General features: G+C 50.1%; 22 protein-coding genes. 21 read left to right on the forward strand and 1 reads right to left on the reverse strand.

The window, feature by feature from the left end; genetic code table 11:
* Positions 1-98 precede the first annotated feature (98 nt).
* The 21 genes from EE896_RS02170 to EE896_RS02270 all read left to right on the forward strand — a co-directional run bounded on the left by EE896_RS02170 (position 99) and on the right by EE896_RS02270 (position 11,467).
* Positions 99-1,451: an 8-oxoguanine deaminase gene (locus EE896_RS02170; RefSeq protein ID WP_140916232.1), complete on the forward strand. Its 1,353-nt coding sequence runs from the start codon at positions 99-101 to the stop codon at positions 1,449-1,451.
* Positions 1,452-1,699: 248 nt separating this feature from the next.
* The gene (gene rplN / locus EE896_RS02175) at positions 1,700-2,071 is read left to right on the forward strand and encodes a 50S ribosomal protein L14 (RefSeq protein ID WP_006120590.1); all 372 of its coding nucleotides are present in this window, start codon (positions 1,700-1,702) and stop codon (positions 2,069-2,071) included.
* 10 nt (positions 2,072-2,081) lie between these two features.
* Positions 2,082-2,396, forward strand: coding sequence for a 50S ribosomal protein L24 (gene rplX, locus EE896_RS02180; RefSeq protein WP_003850150.1), 315 nt, complete (start codon positions 2,082-2,084; stop codon positions 2,394-2,396).
* Positions 2,397-2,410: 14 nt separating this feature from the next.
* A complete protein-coding gene (gene rplE, locus EE896_RS02185; protein WP_003850155.1) occupies positions 2,411-2,950 on the forward strand; it encodes a 50S ribosomal protein L5 in 540 nt (179 codons plus the stop codon).
* Positions 2,951-2,964: 14 nt separating this feature from the next.
* Positions 2,965-3,270: a 30S ribosomal protein S14 gene (rpsN, locus tag EE896_RS02190; protein WP_008927132.1), complete on the forward strand. Its 306-nt coding sequence runs from the start codon at positions 2,965-2,967 to the stop codon at positions 3,268-3,270.
* Positions 3,271-3,302: 32 nt separating this feature from the next.
* Positions 3,303-3,695 (forward strand): 30S ribosomal protein S8, encoded by a 393-nt coding sequence (gene rpsH, locus EE896_RS02195; protein WP_003850158.1) that lies wholly within the window; start codon positions 3,303-3,305, stop codon positions 3,693-3,695.
* A 13-nt stretch (positions 3,696-3,708) separates the two neighbouring features.
* Positions 3,709-4,242, forward strand: coding sequence for a 50S ribosomal protein L6 (gene rplF / locus EE896_RS02200; RefSeq protein ID WP_003850161.1), 534 nt, complete (start codon positions 3,709-3,711; stop codon positions 4,240-4,242).
* Positions 4,243-4,251: 9 nt separating this feature from the next.
* On the forward strand, positions 4,252-4,605 hold the full coding sequence (gene rplR, locus EE896_RS02205) for a 50S ribosomal protein L18 (RefSeq protein WP_003850163.1): 354 nt from the start codon (positions 4,252-4,254) through the stop codon (positions 4,603-4,605).
* Between the two features lie 14 nt (positions 4,606-4,619).
* The gene (rpsE, locus tag EE896_RS02210; protein ID WP_003850164.1) at positions 4,620-5,120 is read left to right on the forward strand and encodes a 30S ribosomal protein S5; all 501 of its coding nucleotides are present in this window, start codon (positions 4,620-4,622) and stop codon (positions 5,118-5,120) included.
* Between the two features lie 5 nt (positions 5,121-5,125).
* The gene (rpmD, locus tag EE896_RS02215; protein WP_003850166.1) at positions 5,126-5,305 is read left to right on the forward strand and encodes a 50S ribosomal protein L30; all 180 of its coding nucleotides are present in this window, start codon (positions 5,126-5,128) and stop codon (positions 5,303-5,305) included.
* A gap of 3 nt (positions 5,306-5,308) precedes the next feature.
* Positions 5,309-5,743: a 50S ribosomal protein L15 gene (gene rplO, locus EE896_RS02220; RefSeq protein WP_003850168.1), complete on the forward strand. Its 435-nt coding sequence runs from the start codon at positions 5,309-5,311 to the stop codon at positions 5,741-5,743.
* A 7-nt stretch (positions 5,744-5,750) separates the two neighbouring features.
* On the forward strand, positions 5,751-7,082 hold the full coding sequence (gene secY, locus EE896_RS02225; RefSeq protein WP_003850175.1) for a preprotein translocase subunit SecY: 1,332 nt from the start codon (positions 5,751-5,753) through the stop codon (positions 7,080-7,082).
* Between the two features lie 32 nt (positions 7,083-7,114).
* Positions 7,115-7,231 carry a 50S ribosomal protein L36 gene (rpmJ, locus tag EE896_RS02230; protein WP_004160566.1) on the forward strand — a complete coding sequence of 39 codons (117 nt, stop codon included), beginning with the start codon at positions 7,115-7,117 and terminating at the stop codon, positions 7,229-7,231.
* A gap of 146 nt (positions 7,232-7,377) precedes the next feature.
* Positions 7,378-7,734, forward strand: a complete 357-nt coding sequence (gene rpsM, locus EE896_RS02235) for a 30S ribosomal protein S13 (RefSeq protein WP_003850176.1) — start codon at positions 7,378-7,380, stop codon at positions 7,732-7,734.
* 16 nt (positions 7,735-7,750) lie between these two features.
* Positions 7,751-8,140 carry a 30S ribosomal protein S11 gene (gene rpsK, locus EE896_RS02240; protein WP_004160563.1) on the forward strand — a complete coding sequence of 130 codons (390 nt, stop codon included), beginning with the start codon at positions 7,751-7,753 and terminating at the stop codon, positions 8,138-8,140.
* 33 nt (positions 8,141-8,173) lie between these two features.
* On the forward strand, positions 8,174-8,794 hold the full coding sequence (rpsD, locus tag EE896_RS02245) for a 30S ribosomal protein S4 (RefSeq protein ID WP_008927131.1): 621 nt from the start codon (positions 8,174-8,176) through the stop codon (positions 8,792-8,794).
* A 25-nt stretch (positions 8,795-8,819) separates the two neighbouring features.
* Positions 8,820-9,809: a DNA-directed RNA polymerase subunit alpha gene (locus tag EE896_RS02250; RefSeq protein ID WP_003850179.1), complete on the forward strand. Its 990-nt coding sequence runs from the start codon at positions 8,820-8,822 to the stop codon at positions 9,807-9,809.
* A gap of 40 nt (positions 9,810-9,849) precedes the next feature.
* Positions 9,850-10,236 carry a 50S ribosomal protein L17 gene (rplQ, locus tag EE896_RS02255; protein WP_003850180.1) on the forward strand — a complete coding sequence of 129 codons (387 nt, stop codon included), beginning with the start codon at positions 9,850-9,852 and terminating at the stop codon, positions 10,234-10,236.
* Between the two features lie 95 nt (positions 10,237-10,331).
* Positions 10,332-10,703, forward strand: coding sequence for a DnaJ family domain-containing protein (locus tag EE896_RS02260; protein WP_008927130.1), 372 nt, complete (start codon positions 10,332-10,334; stop codon positions 10,701-10,703).
* Entirely contained in the window at positions 10,704-11,120 is a 417-nt protein-coding gene (gene zntR, locus EE896_RS02265) for a Zn(2+)-responsive transcriptional regulator (protein WP_003852359.1), read from the forward strand.
* A 59-nt stretch (positions 11,121-11,179) separates the two neighbouring features.
* A complete protein-coding gene (locus tag EE896_RS02270) occupies positions 11,180-11,467 on the forward strand; it encodes an alternative ribosome-rescue factor A (RefSeq protein WP_008927129.1) in 288 nt (95 codons plus the stop codon).
* Here the strand turns inward: EE896_RS02270 and mscL are convergent.
* On the reverse strand, positions 11,414-11,824 hold the full coding sequence (gene mscL / locus EE896_RS02275; protein ID WP_003852356.1) for a large-conductance mechanosensitive channel protein MscL: 411 nt from the start codon (positions 11,822-11,824) through the stop codon (positions 11,414-11,416). The two genes, EE896_RS02270 and mscL, sit on opposite strands and share 54 nt — an antisense overlap.
* Positions 11,825-11,924: the final 100 nt, after the last annotated feature.

Here is an 11,924-nt window from a genome sequence, read left to right on the forward strand (position 1 = left end):
CCCAGCAACTGTCACTGCACTGCCTGCTATTGTCTCAGCCAAAAACTTGCCGCTAATATCGGATAGCACATAACCACTGACAACCCACAGGCAAGTTTATGACACGAACGCTGTTACTGAAGAATGCCGACTATGTGGTCTGCATGGATGCTGACCGTCAGGAAATACGACACGCCAGTATTTTGATAAAAGGAAATCAAATTGCTGCGGTTGGAGAAGCAGACTCATTACCTGATAACGCCGACGAGGTGATTGATCTCCAGGGACACATTGTTATTCCAGGCCTGATCAATACGCATCACCATATGTACCAGAGCCTGACCCGCGCTATTCCTGCGGTGCAAAATGGTGAACTGTTCAACTGGCTGACTCACCTCTATCCACTGTGGCAGAATTTAACGCCCGGGATGATTCAGGTGTCAACGCAGGTCTCAATGGCCGAGCTGATCCTCTCCGGCTGCACCACCACCAGTGACCACCTCTATGTTTACCCTAATGGTTGTAAGCTTGACAACAGCATTGAAGCCGCATCCTTAATGGGTATGCGTTTCCATGCGAGCCGGGGCAGCATGAGTGTCGGTCAATCCCAGGGTGGCCTGCCGCCCGATTCGCTGGTTGAGAGTGAAGCAGCCATTCTGAAGGATACGCAGCGGGTGATTGAGCGCTATCACGATGACAGCTATGGCTCGATGCTACGCATTGTGGTTGCGCCATGTTCACCGTTCTCGGTCAGCCGTGAGCTGATGAAGCAATCCGCAGCACTGGCACGCAGCTTCAACGTCTCTCTGCATACGCATCTGGCGGAGAATGACAGTGATATCCAATATAGCCGCGAAAAGTTCAACATGACACCCGCGCAGTATGTTGAAGACCTCGGCTGGGTAGGCCCGGATGTCTGGCATGCACACTGCGTCAAACTGGATCAGCCCGGTATTGAGTTATTTGCGCGTACAGGGACAGGTATCGCGCACTGTCCGTGCTCAAACATGCGTCTCGGCTCGGGCATTGCGCCGATAAGGCACATGTGCGATGCCGGAGTACATGTCGGTTTGGGGGTGGATGGTTCTGCCTCCAATGACAGCGCAGATATGATGGCAGAAGTACGTCAGGCCATGCTGCTGCAACGCGTGGGGTTCGGCCCGGATGCGATGACGGCGCGTCAGGCACTCGAACTGGCGACGCTGGGGGGAGCAAAAGTGCTGAATCGCAATGACGTGGGCGCTATTGCGCCGGGCATGATGGCTGATTTGGCTATTTTTGACCTCAATCGCATTGGTCTTGCCGGGGCAGGGCACGATCCCGTTGCTGCGCTGGTATTCTGTAATCCCGGCCAGGTCGCTTACAGCATCATTAACGGTAAAGTCAGGGTGCGTAACGGAGAACTGGCCGGAATTGACCTGCCAGCCGTACTGCGTCAGCATAACCAACTAGCCAGAAAGCTGGTTGATTGAGTCAGAAGGGCACTTAATTTGGAAGGCGACGAAAAATAAGGCAGATTACATTTGCTACTGTTCGCACTATTCCCTAGAATACGCCCTCCCTGTCATCAGGGAAAATCAGCGGCTCGATTGAGAGCCGTTTATTTTTTCTACCCATCTGTGAGAACCGGTGTTACAATGCCGCGCCCTCAATTATGGGGCTTTCTAACGACCTGAGGTTTAGGTCCCGAAGTAGTAGTTGACATTAGCGGAGCACTAAAATGATCCAAGAACAGACTATGCTGAACGTCGCCGACAACTCCGGTGCACGTCGCGTAATGTGTATCAAGGTTCTGGGTGGCTCGCACCGTCGCTACGCAGGCGTCGGTGACATCATCAAAGTTACCATCAAGGAAGCAATTCCTCGTGGTAAAGTCAAAAAAGGTGATGTCCTGAAGGCGGTAGTGGTGCGCACCAGGAAGGGTGTTCGTCGCCCGGACGGTTCTGTCATTCGCTTCGATGGTAATGCATGCGTTATTCTGAACAATAACAGTGAGCAGCCTATCGGTACGCGTATTTTTGGGCCGGTAACTCGTGAACTTCGTACTGAAAAGTTCATGAAAATTATCTCTCTGGCACCAGAAGTACTCTAAGGAGCGAACAATGGCAGCTAAAATCCGTCGTAACGACGAAGTTATCGTGTTAACCGGTAAAGATAAAGGTAAGCGCGGTAAAGTTAAGAATGTCCTGTCTTCTGGTAAGGTCATCGTTGAAGGTATCAACCTGGTTAAGAAACATCAGAAGCCGGTCCCGGCCCTGAATCAACCAGGCGGCATCGTTGAAAAAGAAGCTGCTATTCAGGTTTCTAACGTTGCACTGTTCAACGCGGCAACTGGTAAGGCTGACCGTGTAGGCTTTAGATTCGAAGACGGCAAAAAAGTCCGTTTCTTCAAGTCTAACAGCGAAACTATCAAGTAATTTGGAGTAGTACGATGGCGAAACTGCATGATTACTACAAAGACGAAGTAGTCCAGAAACTCATGACAGAGTTTGGCTACAATTCTGTCATGCAAGTCCCTCGGGTCGAGAAGATCACCCTGAACATGGGTGTTGGTGAAGCGATCGCTGACAAGAAACTGCTGGATAACGCAGCAGCTGACCTGGCAGCAATCTCCGGTCAAAAACCGCTGGTCACCAAAGCACGCAAATCAGTTGCAGGCTTCAAAATCCGTCAGGGCTATCCGATCGGCTGTAAAGTAACTCTGCGTGGCGAGCGCATGTGGGAGTTCTTTGAGCGTCTGGTCACCATTGCTGTTCCACGTATCCGTGACTTCCGTGGCTTGTCCGCTAAGTCATTCGATGGTCGTGGCAACTACAGCATGGGTGTACGTGAACAGATCATCTTCCCAGAAATCGACTACGACAAAGTCGATCGCGTTCGTGGTTTGGATATCACCATTACCACTACTGCGAAATCTGATGATGAAGGCCGTGCTCTGCTGGCTGCCTTTGACTTCCCGTTCCGTAAGTAAGGTAGGGTTACTTAATGGCTAAGCAATCTATGAAAGCACGCGAAGTTAAGCGTGCAAAATTAGCAGACAAATTCTTCGCTAAACGCGCTGAACTGAAAGCGATCATCTCTGATGTGAACGCTTCCGACGAAGATCGTTGGGATGCTGTTCTGAAGCTGCAGAGTCTGCCGCGTGATTCCAGCCCTTCGCGTCAGCGTAACCGCTGCCGTCAAACAGGTCGTCCGCACGGTTTCCTGCGGAAGTTTGGGTTGAGCCGTATCAAGGTCCGCGAAGCCGCCATGCGCGGTGAAATCCCGGGCCTGAAAAAGGCTAGCTGGTAATTGTCACCAATTGAATCACGGGAGTAACACAGATGAGCATGCAAGATCCGATCGCGGATATGCTGACCCGTATCCGTAACGGTCAGGCCGCAAACAAAGTTGCGGTCACCATGCCTTCCTCCAAGCTGAAATTGGCAATTGCCAACGTTCTGAAGGAAGAAGGATATATTGAAGATTTCAAAATCGAAGGCGACATCAAGCTGGAACTGGAACTTACTCTCAAGTATTTCCAGGGCAAAGCTGTTGTAGAAAGCATTCAGCGAGTAAGCCGTCCTGGTCTGCGCATCTATAAGAAAAAAGATGAGCTGCCAAAGGTAATGGCCGGTATGGGCATCGCTGTAGTTTCTACATCTAAAGGTGTCATGACTGATCGTGCAGCGCGCCAGGCAGGTCTTGGTGGCGAAATTATCTGCTACGTAGCGTAATCGGAGGATACATATGTCTCGTGTTGCTAAAGCACCTGTCGTTGTTCCTGCCGGCGTAGAGGTAAAACTCAACGGTCAGGTAATTTCGATTAAAGGTAAAAACGGCGAGCTGACTCGTACTATCAATGATGCTGTTGAAGTTAAGCATGCTGACAACGCTCTGACTTTCGCTCCGCGCGAAGGTTTCGTTGACGGCTGGGCGCAGGCGGGTACTTCTCGCGCGCTGCTGAACGCAATGGTTATCGGTGTTACCGAAGGCTTCACTAAGAAGCTGCAGCTGGTTGGTGTAGGTTATCGTGCAGCCGTTAAAGGCGACGTGGTCAACCTGTCTCTGGGCTTTTCTCATCCAGTCGATCACCAGCTGCCCGCGGGTATCACTGCAGAATGTCCAACTCAGACTGAGATCGTGCTGAAAGGCGCTGATAAACAGCTGATTGGTCAGGTTGCAGCGGACCTGCGCGCCTACCGTCGTCCTGAGCCTTATAAAGGCAAGGGTGTCCGTTACGCCGACGAAGTCGTGCGTACCAAAGAGGCTAAGAAGAAGTAAGGTAACACTATGGATAAGAAATCTGCTCGTATCCGTCGTGCGACCCGTGCACGTCGCAAGCTCAAAGAGCTGGGTGCTACTCGCCTGGTGGTACATCGTACCCCGCGTCATATTTACGCACAGGTAATCGCCCCGAACGGTTCCGAAGTTCTGGTCGCTGCTTCTACTGTAGAAAAAGCTATCACTGAACAACTGAAGTATACCGGTAATAAAGAAGCCGCAGCTGCAGTAGGTAAAGCTATCGCAGAACGCGCAATCGAAAAAGGCATCACTGGTGTTTCTTTCGACCGTTCCGGTTTCCAATATCATGGTCGCGTCCAGGCACTGGCAGATGCTGCCCGTGAAGCTGGCCTTCAGTTCTAAGGTAGAGGTCTAAGATGGCACACATCGAGAAACAAGCTGGCGAACTGCAGGAAAAACTGATCGCGGTAAACCGTGTTTCTAAAACTGTTAAAGGTGGTCGTATCTTCTCCTTCACAGCACTGACTGTGGTAGGCGATGGTAATGGTCGCGTAGGTTTTGGTTACGGTAAAGCGCGTGAAGTTCCAGCAGCGATCCAGAAAGCGATGGAGAAAGCCCGTCGCAACATGGTTAACGTCGCGCTGACCAACGGCACCCTGCAGCACCCAGTTAAAGGTGCACACACGGGTTCCCGCGTGTTCATGCAGCCGGCTTCAGAAGGTACCGGTATTATTGCCGGTGGTGCAATGCGCGCCGTTCTGGAAGTCGCTGGAGTTCATAACGTACTGGCAAAAGCGTATGGTTCTACAAACCCGATTAACGTGGTTCGTGCAACTATCGATGGCCTGGGCAATATGAAATCTCCGGAAATGGTCGCTGCTAAGCGTGGTAAATCCGTTGAAGAAATTCTGGGGTAATCACGATGGCTAAGACTATTAAAATCACTCAAACCCGTAGTTCAATCGGCCGCTTGCCTAAGCATAAAGCCACTCTGGTTGGCCTGGGTCTGCGTCGTATTGGCCACACCGTTGAGCGTGAAGACACGCCAGCAGTACGCGGTATGGTCAACGCGGTTTCCTATATGGTTAAAGTGGAGGAGTAAGAGATGCGTTTAAATACTCTGTCTCCGGCCGAAGGGTCTAAGCACGCTACCAAGCGTCTGGGTCGTGGTATCGGTTCTGGCCTCGGAAAAACCGGTGGTCGTGGTCACAAAGGTCAGAACTCACGTTCTGGCGGTGGCGTACGTCGCGGTTTCGAAGGTGGTCAGATGCCTCTGTACCGTCGTCTGCCGAAGTTCGGTTTCACCTCTCGCAAAGCAATGATCACCACAGAGATTCGTCTGTCTGATCTGGCGAAAGTTGAAGGCGGTATCGTCGACCTGAACGCGCTGAAAGCAGCCAACATTGTCGGTGTTCAGATTGAATTCGTTAAAGTAATTCTGTCTGGTGAAGTTTCTACACCGGTAACGGTTCGCGGTCTGCGTGTCACCAAAGGTGCACGTGCTGCAATCGAAGCTGCTGGCGGTAAAATCGAGGAATAAGTAGCAGATGGCTAAACAACCGGGATTAGATTTTCAAAGTGCCAAAGGTGGCTTTGGTGAGCTGAAACGCAGACTGCTGTTTGTAATCGGCGCACTCATTGTCTTCCGTATTGGCTCTTTTATTCCAATCCCTGGTATTGATGCCACTGTACTTGCCAAACTGCTTGAGCAACAGCGTGGCACCATCATTGAAATGTTTAACATGTTCTCTGGTGGTGCTCTCAGCCGTGCTTCTATTTTCGCACTGGGCATCATGCCGTATATTTCGGCATCGATTATTATCCAGTTATTAACGGTGGTTCACCCAGCGTTAGCGGAAATTAAGAAAGAAGGGGAGGCTGGCCGTCGTAAGATTAGCCAGTACACCCGATACGGTACGTTGGTATTGGCCATATTCCAGTCGATCGGTATTGCTACCGGTCTGCCGAATATGCCAGGGATGCAAGGCCTGGTAATGAATCCAGGCTTTGCTTTCTACTTTACCGCTGTTGTGAGTCTGGTCTCGGGAACGATGTTCCTGATGTGGCTGGGCGAACAGATTACTGAACGTGGTATCGGTAACGGTATTTCGATCATTATCTTCGCAGGTATTGTTGCGGGTCTCCCGCCGGCCATTGGCCATACCATCGAGCAAGCGCGGCAAGGCGACCTGCACTTCCTTCTGTTGCTGTTGGTTGCAGTACTCGTATTCGCAGTGACCTTCTTTGTTATCTTCGTTGAACGTGGTCAACGCCGCATTGTGGTGAACTACGCAAAACGTCAGCAGGGTCGTCGCGTTTACGCTGCACAGAGCACACATTTACCGTTGAAAGTGAACATGGCGGGTGTTATTCCAGCTATCTTCGCTTCCAGCATTATTCTGTTCCCGGCAACGATTGCATCGTGGTTTGGGGGCGGTACCGGTTGGAACTGGCTGACAACAATTTCGCTGTATTTGCAGCCAGGACAGCCGCTTTATGTGCTACTCTATGCGACTGCAATCATCTTCTTCTGTTTCTTCTATACGGCGTTGGTTTTCAACCCACGTGAAACAGCAGATAACCTGAAGAAGTCTGGTGCATTCGTACCGGGAATTCGTCCGGGAGAGCAAACGGCGAAGTATATTGATAAAGTAATGACGCGACTGACCTTAATCGGCGCCCTGTACATTACGTTTATCTGCCTTATCCCGGAGTTCATGCGTGATGCGATGAAGGTTCCCTTCTACTTTGGCGGTACGTCACTGCTTATCGTAGTTGTCGTCATCATGGACTTTATGGCTCAAGTGCAAACTCTGATGATGTCAAGTCAGTACGAGTCGGCACTGAAGAAAGCTAACCTGAAAGGCTACGGCCGTTAATTCAGTTGGTTGAGAAGTTACGGAGAGTAAAAATGAAAGTTCGTGCTTCCGTCAAGAAATTATGTCGTAACTGCAAAATCATTCGTCGCGACGGTGTCGTCCGTGTGATTTGTAGCGCCGAGCCTAAGCATAAACAGCGCCAAGGCTGATTTTGTCACATATTTTTCTTGCAAAGTCGGGTTGAGCTGGCTAGATTAGCCAGCCAATCTTTTGTATGTCAGTGCGTTTCCATTTGAGTATCCTGAAAACGGGCTTTTCAGCATGGGACGTGCTTGTTTAATTATAGGAGTGCATAGTGGCCCGTATAGCAGGCATTAACATTCCTGATCAAAAACATACCGTTATCGCATTAACTTCGATCTTCGGTATCGGTAAAACCCGTTCAAAAGCCATCTGCGCTTCAACGGGTATTGCTGAAAATGTTAAGATCAGTGAGCTGTCTGAAGAACAAATTGATCAGCTGCGTGATGCAGTTGCGAAATTCGTTGTAGAAGGTGATCTGCGCCGTGAAATCACCCTGAGCATCAAGCGTCTTATGGACCTTGGTTGCTACCGTGGTTTGCGCCATCGTCGTGGTCTTCCGGTTCGCGGTCAGCGTACTAAGACCAACGCACGTACCCGTAAGGGTCCGCGTAAACCGATCAAGAAATAATCGGGGTGAGTAAATAATGGCAAAGGCACCAGTTCGTGCACGCAAGCGTGTAAGAAAACAAGTCTCAGATGGCGTGGCTCATGTCCATGCTTCTTTTAACAACACCATCGTTACCATTACTGATCGTCAGGGTAACGCACTGGGTTGGGCAACCGCCGGTGGTTCCGGTTTCCGCGGTTCACGTAAATCCACTCCGTTTGCTGCTCAGGTCGCTGCAGAGCGCTGTGCAGAAGCGGTAAAAGATTACGGAATTAAGAACCTGGAAGTTATGGTAAAGGGTCCGGGTCCAGGACGCGAATCTACGATTCGTGCTTTGAACGCCGCTGGTTTCCGCATCACTAATATTACTGATGTGACTCCGATCCCTCATAACGGTTGTCGTCCGCCGAAAAAACGTCGCGTATAACGCCCGTTTTTTTAGGATAGTTGGAGAAAGAAAATGGCAAGATATTTGGGTCCTAAGCTCAAGCTGAGCCGTCGTGAGGGCACTGACTTATTCCTTAAGTCTGGCGTTCGCGCGATTGATTCCAAGTGTAAGATTGAACAAGCCCCTGGTCAGCATGGTGCGCGTAAACCGCGTCTGTCTGATTACGGCGGTCAGTTACGTGAAAAGCAGAAAGTTCGTCGTATCTACGGCGTGCTGGAGCGTCAGTTCCGTAACTATTATAAAGAAGCAGCTCGTCTGAAAGGCAACACCGGTGAAAACCTGTTGGCTCTGCTGGAAGGTCGTCTGGACAACGTAGTTTATCGTATGGGCTTTGGTGCCACTCGTGCAGAAGCACGTCAGCTGGTGAGCCATAAGTCTGTTCTGGTAAATGGCCGCGTTGTTAACATCGCTTCTTATCAGGTATCTCCGAATGATGTCGTTAGCATCCGTGAGAAAGCCAAAAAGCAATCTCGCGTGAAGGCCGCTCTGGAGCTGGCTGAGCAGCGTGAAAAGCCAACCTGGCTGGAAGTTGATGCGACTAAGATGGAAGGTGTGTTCAAGCGTATTCCTGAACGTACTGATCTGTCTGCGGACATTAACGAACACCTGATCGTCGAGCTTTACTCCAAGTAAGGCTTAGTACCAAAGAGAGGACACAATGCAGGGTTCTGTGACAGAGTTTCTAAAACCGCGCCTGGTAGATATCGAGCAAGTGAGTTCGACGCACGCCAAGGTGACCCTTGAGCCTTTAGAGCGTGGCTTTGGCCATACTCTTGGTAACGCACTGCGCCGTATTCTGCTTTCATCCATGCCGGGTTGCGCGGTGACCGAGGTTGAAATTGATGGTGTACTTCATGAGTACAGCACCAAAGAGGGCGTACAGGAAGATATCCTGGAAATCCTGCTCAACCTGAAAGGGCTGGCGGTAAGAGTTCAGGGTAAAGATGAAGTTATTCTGACCCTGAATAAATCTGGCATTGGCCCTGTGACTGCAGCCGACATTACCCATGATGGTGATGTCGAAATCGTCAAGCCTCAGCATGTCATTTGCCATCTGACCGATGAGAACGCTGCTATCAGCATGCGTATCAAAGTTCAGCGTGGACGTGGCTATGTGCCGGCTTCTGCCCGAATTCATTCGGAAGAAGATGAGCGCCCAATCGGCCGCCTGTTAGTTGACGCTTGCTACAGCCCTGTAGACCGTATCGCCTACAATGTTGAAGCAGCGCGTGTAGAGCAGCGCACCGACCTGGACAAGCTGGTCATCGAAATGGAAACCAACGGCACAATCGATCCTGAAGAGGCGATTCGTCGTGCGGCAACCATTCTGGCTGAACAACTTGAAGCTTTCGTTGACTTACGTGATGTACGTCAGCCGGAAGTTAAAGAAGAGAAACCAGAATTCGATCCGATCCTGCTGCGCCCTGTTGACGATCTGGAATTGACTGTCCGCTCTGCTAACTGCCTTAAGGCAGAAGCTATCCACTACATCGGTGATCTGGTACAGCGTACCGAGGTTGAGCTGCTTAAAACGCCTAACCTTGGTAAAAAATCTCTTACCGAGATTAAAGATGTGCTGGCTTCGCGTGGTCTTTCTCTGGGCATGCGCCTTGAGAACTGGCCGCCAGCAAGCATTGCTGATGAATAATCAGATCACAGGTTAAGGTTTCACTGAGAAGGATAAGGTCATGCGCCATCGTAAGAGTGGTCGTCAACTGAACCGCAACAGCAGCCATCGTCAGGCTATGTTCCGCAACATGGCCGGTTCTCTGGTTCGTCATGAGATCATCAAAACGACTCTGCCGAAAGCCAAAGAACTGCGTCGCGTAGTTGAGCCGCTGATTACTCTTGCCAAGACCGACAGCGTAGCTAATCGTCGTCTGGCATTCGCCCGTACTCGTGATAACGAGATCGTGGCAAAACTGTTTAATGAGTTAGGCCCGCGTTTCGCGAGCCGTGCCGGTGGTTACACTCGTATTCTGAAGTGTGGCTTCCGTGCTGGTGACAACGCTCCGATGGCTTACATCGAGCTCGTTGATCGTCCAGAAGCTCAAGCAGAAGCAGCTGCAGAGTAATCTGTAGCAACGTAAAAAACCCGCTTCGGCGGGTTTTTTATTGCCTGCAATTTATTACCTTAGAACGTAGTCTTTTATGTTCAAAGGAGCTAACTATGTGGCTGGTTGATGAACTTGCTGAACAGCATATCAAAGCAGCGTTAGAAAAAGGCGAGCTGAGTAATCTTCCTGGCTCAGGTAAGCCACTGCAGCTGGATGATGACAGCCATGTTCCGCCCGAATTAAGAGCAGGTTACCGGTTGCTCAAAAATTCAGGATTTCTGCCGCCTGAACTTGAGTTAAGACGCGAAGCCATGGAAGTTAACGATCTTATTTGTCAGCTCGATCCAGAGGATCATCGCTATCAGGATCATTGTCATCGGCTGCAGGTTCTGGAGCTAAGATTACGTCAGGCAGGTATGAGTACCGATTTTCTTCATGGCCGTTATTCCACAGCCATCCAGCATCATTTCCGTGAGGAGAAGTAAATGTTTCGCATTGGCCAGCTAGCTAAGCTTGCAGATGTCACGCCAGACACGATTCGCTTCTATGAAAAACAACAGATGATGGATCATGATGGTCGGACAGAAGGCGGTTTTCGACTTTATAGCGAGAGTGATCTTCAGCGTCTGAAATTTATTCGCTACGGGCGCAAACTCGGCTTTAGCCTTGAAGCCATCAGAGAGCTGCTCTCGATCCGGGTCGATCCTGTGCATCACACCTGTCAGGAATCAAAAGCGATCGTTGAAAAACGGCTGTATGAAGTTGCTCAAATGATCGCAGAATTAGAAACGATGCAGCGTTCTCTGCGACATCTCTCGGATGCCTGTTGTGGAGACAGCCACACTAGCGTTTCGTGCTCAATTCTTGAGGCACTGGAGCGGGGAGAGGCTTTGAGCAAATAAGGATATTGTTATTTTGCTGCAAAAGAATAAAGTATCAGACCTTATAAACAGGAGGCGTCATGAGTAAATATCAGCACACCAAAGGGCAAATTCGCGACAACGCGATTCAGGCCCTCTTACACGACCCGCTATTTCGGCAACGTATTGAGCAGAAGCAAAAAGGTAAAGGCAGTTTTAAGCGAAAAGAGAAACATGGCAAGGGGACGGGATGGGAGGGCAGTGATAAGAAAGCGTCTTATCACTGCCCTTCTGCTTTTACGGTTAAAAAAACCGCCTGTGCGGCGGCTTATCAACTATACCCGCGTGTTTTGCTGTTTAAGCAGATCGCGGATTTCAGTCAGCAGTAATTCTTCGTTCGTTGGTTTCGCAACGGGCTTTTCAACTTCCTTTTTCTTATACAGACGGTTCATTAACTTGATCGCCATGAAGATTGCGAAAGCGATGATGACGAAATCGAAGATGGTCTGAAGGAAGATACCGTATTGCATTACAACGGCTGGCGCATCACCAACTGCGGGCTTAAGTACCCACTGGAATGATTTAAAGTCGACACCACCGATCAGCAAGCCCAATGGTGGCATAATGATGTTGGCGACCAGCGATGAAACGATTTTCCCGAAGGCCGCACCGATGATAACACCGACGGCGAGATCCATCACATTACCGCGCATCGCGAAATCGCGAAACTCTTTGATTAAACTCATACTTATCTCCTTGCCTAAGCCAATGTCATAAAGTTTAACAAACCTTACTGTTTTTGCCATCAACTCAGCGATTTAAGCGGCACTTTCACGCGTCTCGTAC

Source organism: Pantoea eucalypti (genome assembly GCF_009646115.1).
Classification (GTDB): Bacteria; Pseudomonadota; Gammaproteobacteria; order Enterobacterales; family Enterobacteriaceae; genus Pantoea; species Pantoea eucalypti.

What these genes read in the sequence shown, in the direction of transcription:
- rpmJ (WP_004160566.1), top strand. Translation starts at nt 7,115, where the DNA reads ATGAAAGTTCGTGCTTCCGTCAAGAAATTATGTCGTAACTGCAAAATC.
- EE896_RS02250 (WP_003850179.1), top strand. Translation starts at nt 8,820, where the DNA reads ATGCAGGGTTCTGTGACAGAGTTTCTAAAACCGCGCCTGGTAGATATC.
- rplF (WP_003850161.1), top strand. Translation starts at nt 3,709, where the DNA reads ATGTCTCGTGTTGCTAAAGCACCTGTCGTTGTTCCTGCCGGCGTAGAG.
- rpsH (WP_003850158.1), top strand. Translation starts at nt 3,303, where the DNA reads ATGAGCATGCAAGATCCGATCGCGGATATGCTGACCCGTATCCGTAAC.
- rplE (WP_003850155.1), top strand. Translation starts at nt 2,411, where the DNA reads ATGGCGAAACTGCATGATTACTACAAAGACGAAGTAGTCCAGAAACTC.
- EE896_RS02260 (WP_008927130.1), top strand. Translation starts at nt 10,332, where the DNA reads ATGTGGCTGGTTGATGAACTTGCTGAACAGCATATCAAAGCAGCGTTA.
- secY (WP_003850175.1), top strand. Translation starts at nt 5,751, where the DNA reads ATGGCTAAACAACCGGGATTAGATTTTCAAAGTGCCAAAGGTGGCTTT.
- rplQ (WP_003850180.1), top strand. Translation starts at nt 9,850, where the DNA reads ATGCGCCATCGTAAGAGTGGTCGTCAACTGAACCGCAACAGCAGCCAT.
- rplX (WP_003850150.1), top strand. Translation starts at nt 2,082, where the DNA reads ATGGCAGCTAAAATCCGTCGTAACGACGAAGTTATCGTGTTAACCGGT.
- EE896_RS02270 (WP_008927129.1), top strand. Translation starts at nt 11,180, where the DNA reads ATGAGTAAATATCAGCACACCAAAGGGCAAATTCGCGACAACGCGATT.
- rpsD (WP_008927131.1), top strand. Translation starts at nt 8,174, where the DNA reads ATGGCAAGATATTTGGGTCCTAAGCTCAAGCTGAGCCGTCGTGAGGGC.
- mscL (WP_003852356.1), bottom strand. Translation starts at nt 11,824, where the DNA reads ATGAGTTTAATCAAAGAGTTTCGCGATTTCGCGATGCGCGGTAATGTG.
- rpmD (WP_003850166.1), top strand. Translation starts at nt 5,126, where the DNA reads ATGGCTAAGACTATTAAAATCACTCAAACCCGTAGTTCAATCGGCCGC.
- rpsE (WP_003850164.1), top strand. Translation starts at nt 4,620, where the DNA reads ATGGCACACATCGAGAAACAAGCTGGCGAACTGCAGGAAAAACTGATC.
- rplO (WP_003850168.1), top strand. Translation starts at nt 5,309, where the DNA reads ATGCGTTTAAATACTCTGTCTCCGGCCGAAGGGTCTAAGCACGCTACC.
- rpsK (WP_004160563.1), top strand. Translation starts at nt 7,751, where the DNA reads ATGGCAAAGGCACCAGTTCGTGCACGCAAGCGTGTAAGAAAACAAGTC.
- rplR (WP_003850163.1), top strand. Translation starts at nt 4,252, where the DNA reads ATGGATAAGAAATCTGCTCGTATCCGTCGTGCGACCCGTGCACGTCGC.
- rpsN (WP_008927132.1), top strand. Translation starts at nt 2,965, where the DNA reads ATGGCTAAGCAATCTATGAAAGCACGCGAAGTTAAGCGTGCAAAATTA.
- rplN (WP_006120590.1), top strand. Translation starts at nt 1,700, where the DNA reads ATGATCCAAGAACAGACTATGCTGAACGTCGCCGACAACTCCGGTGCA.
- zntR (WP_003852359.1), top strand. Translation starts at nt 10,704, where the DNA reads ATGTTTCGCATTGGCCAGCTAGCTAAGCTTGCAGATGTCACGCCAGAC.
- EE896_RS02170 (WP_140916232.1), top strand. Translation starts at nt 99, where the DNA reads ATGACACGAACGCTGTTACTGAAGAATGCCGACTATGTGGTCTGCATG.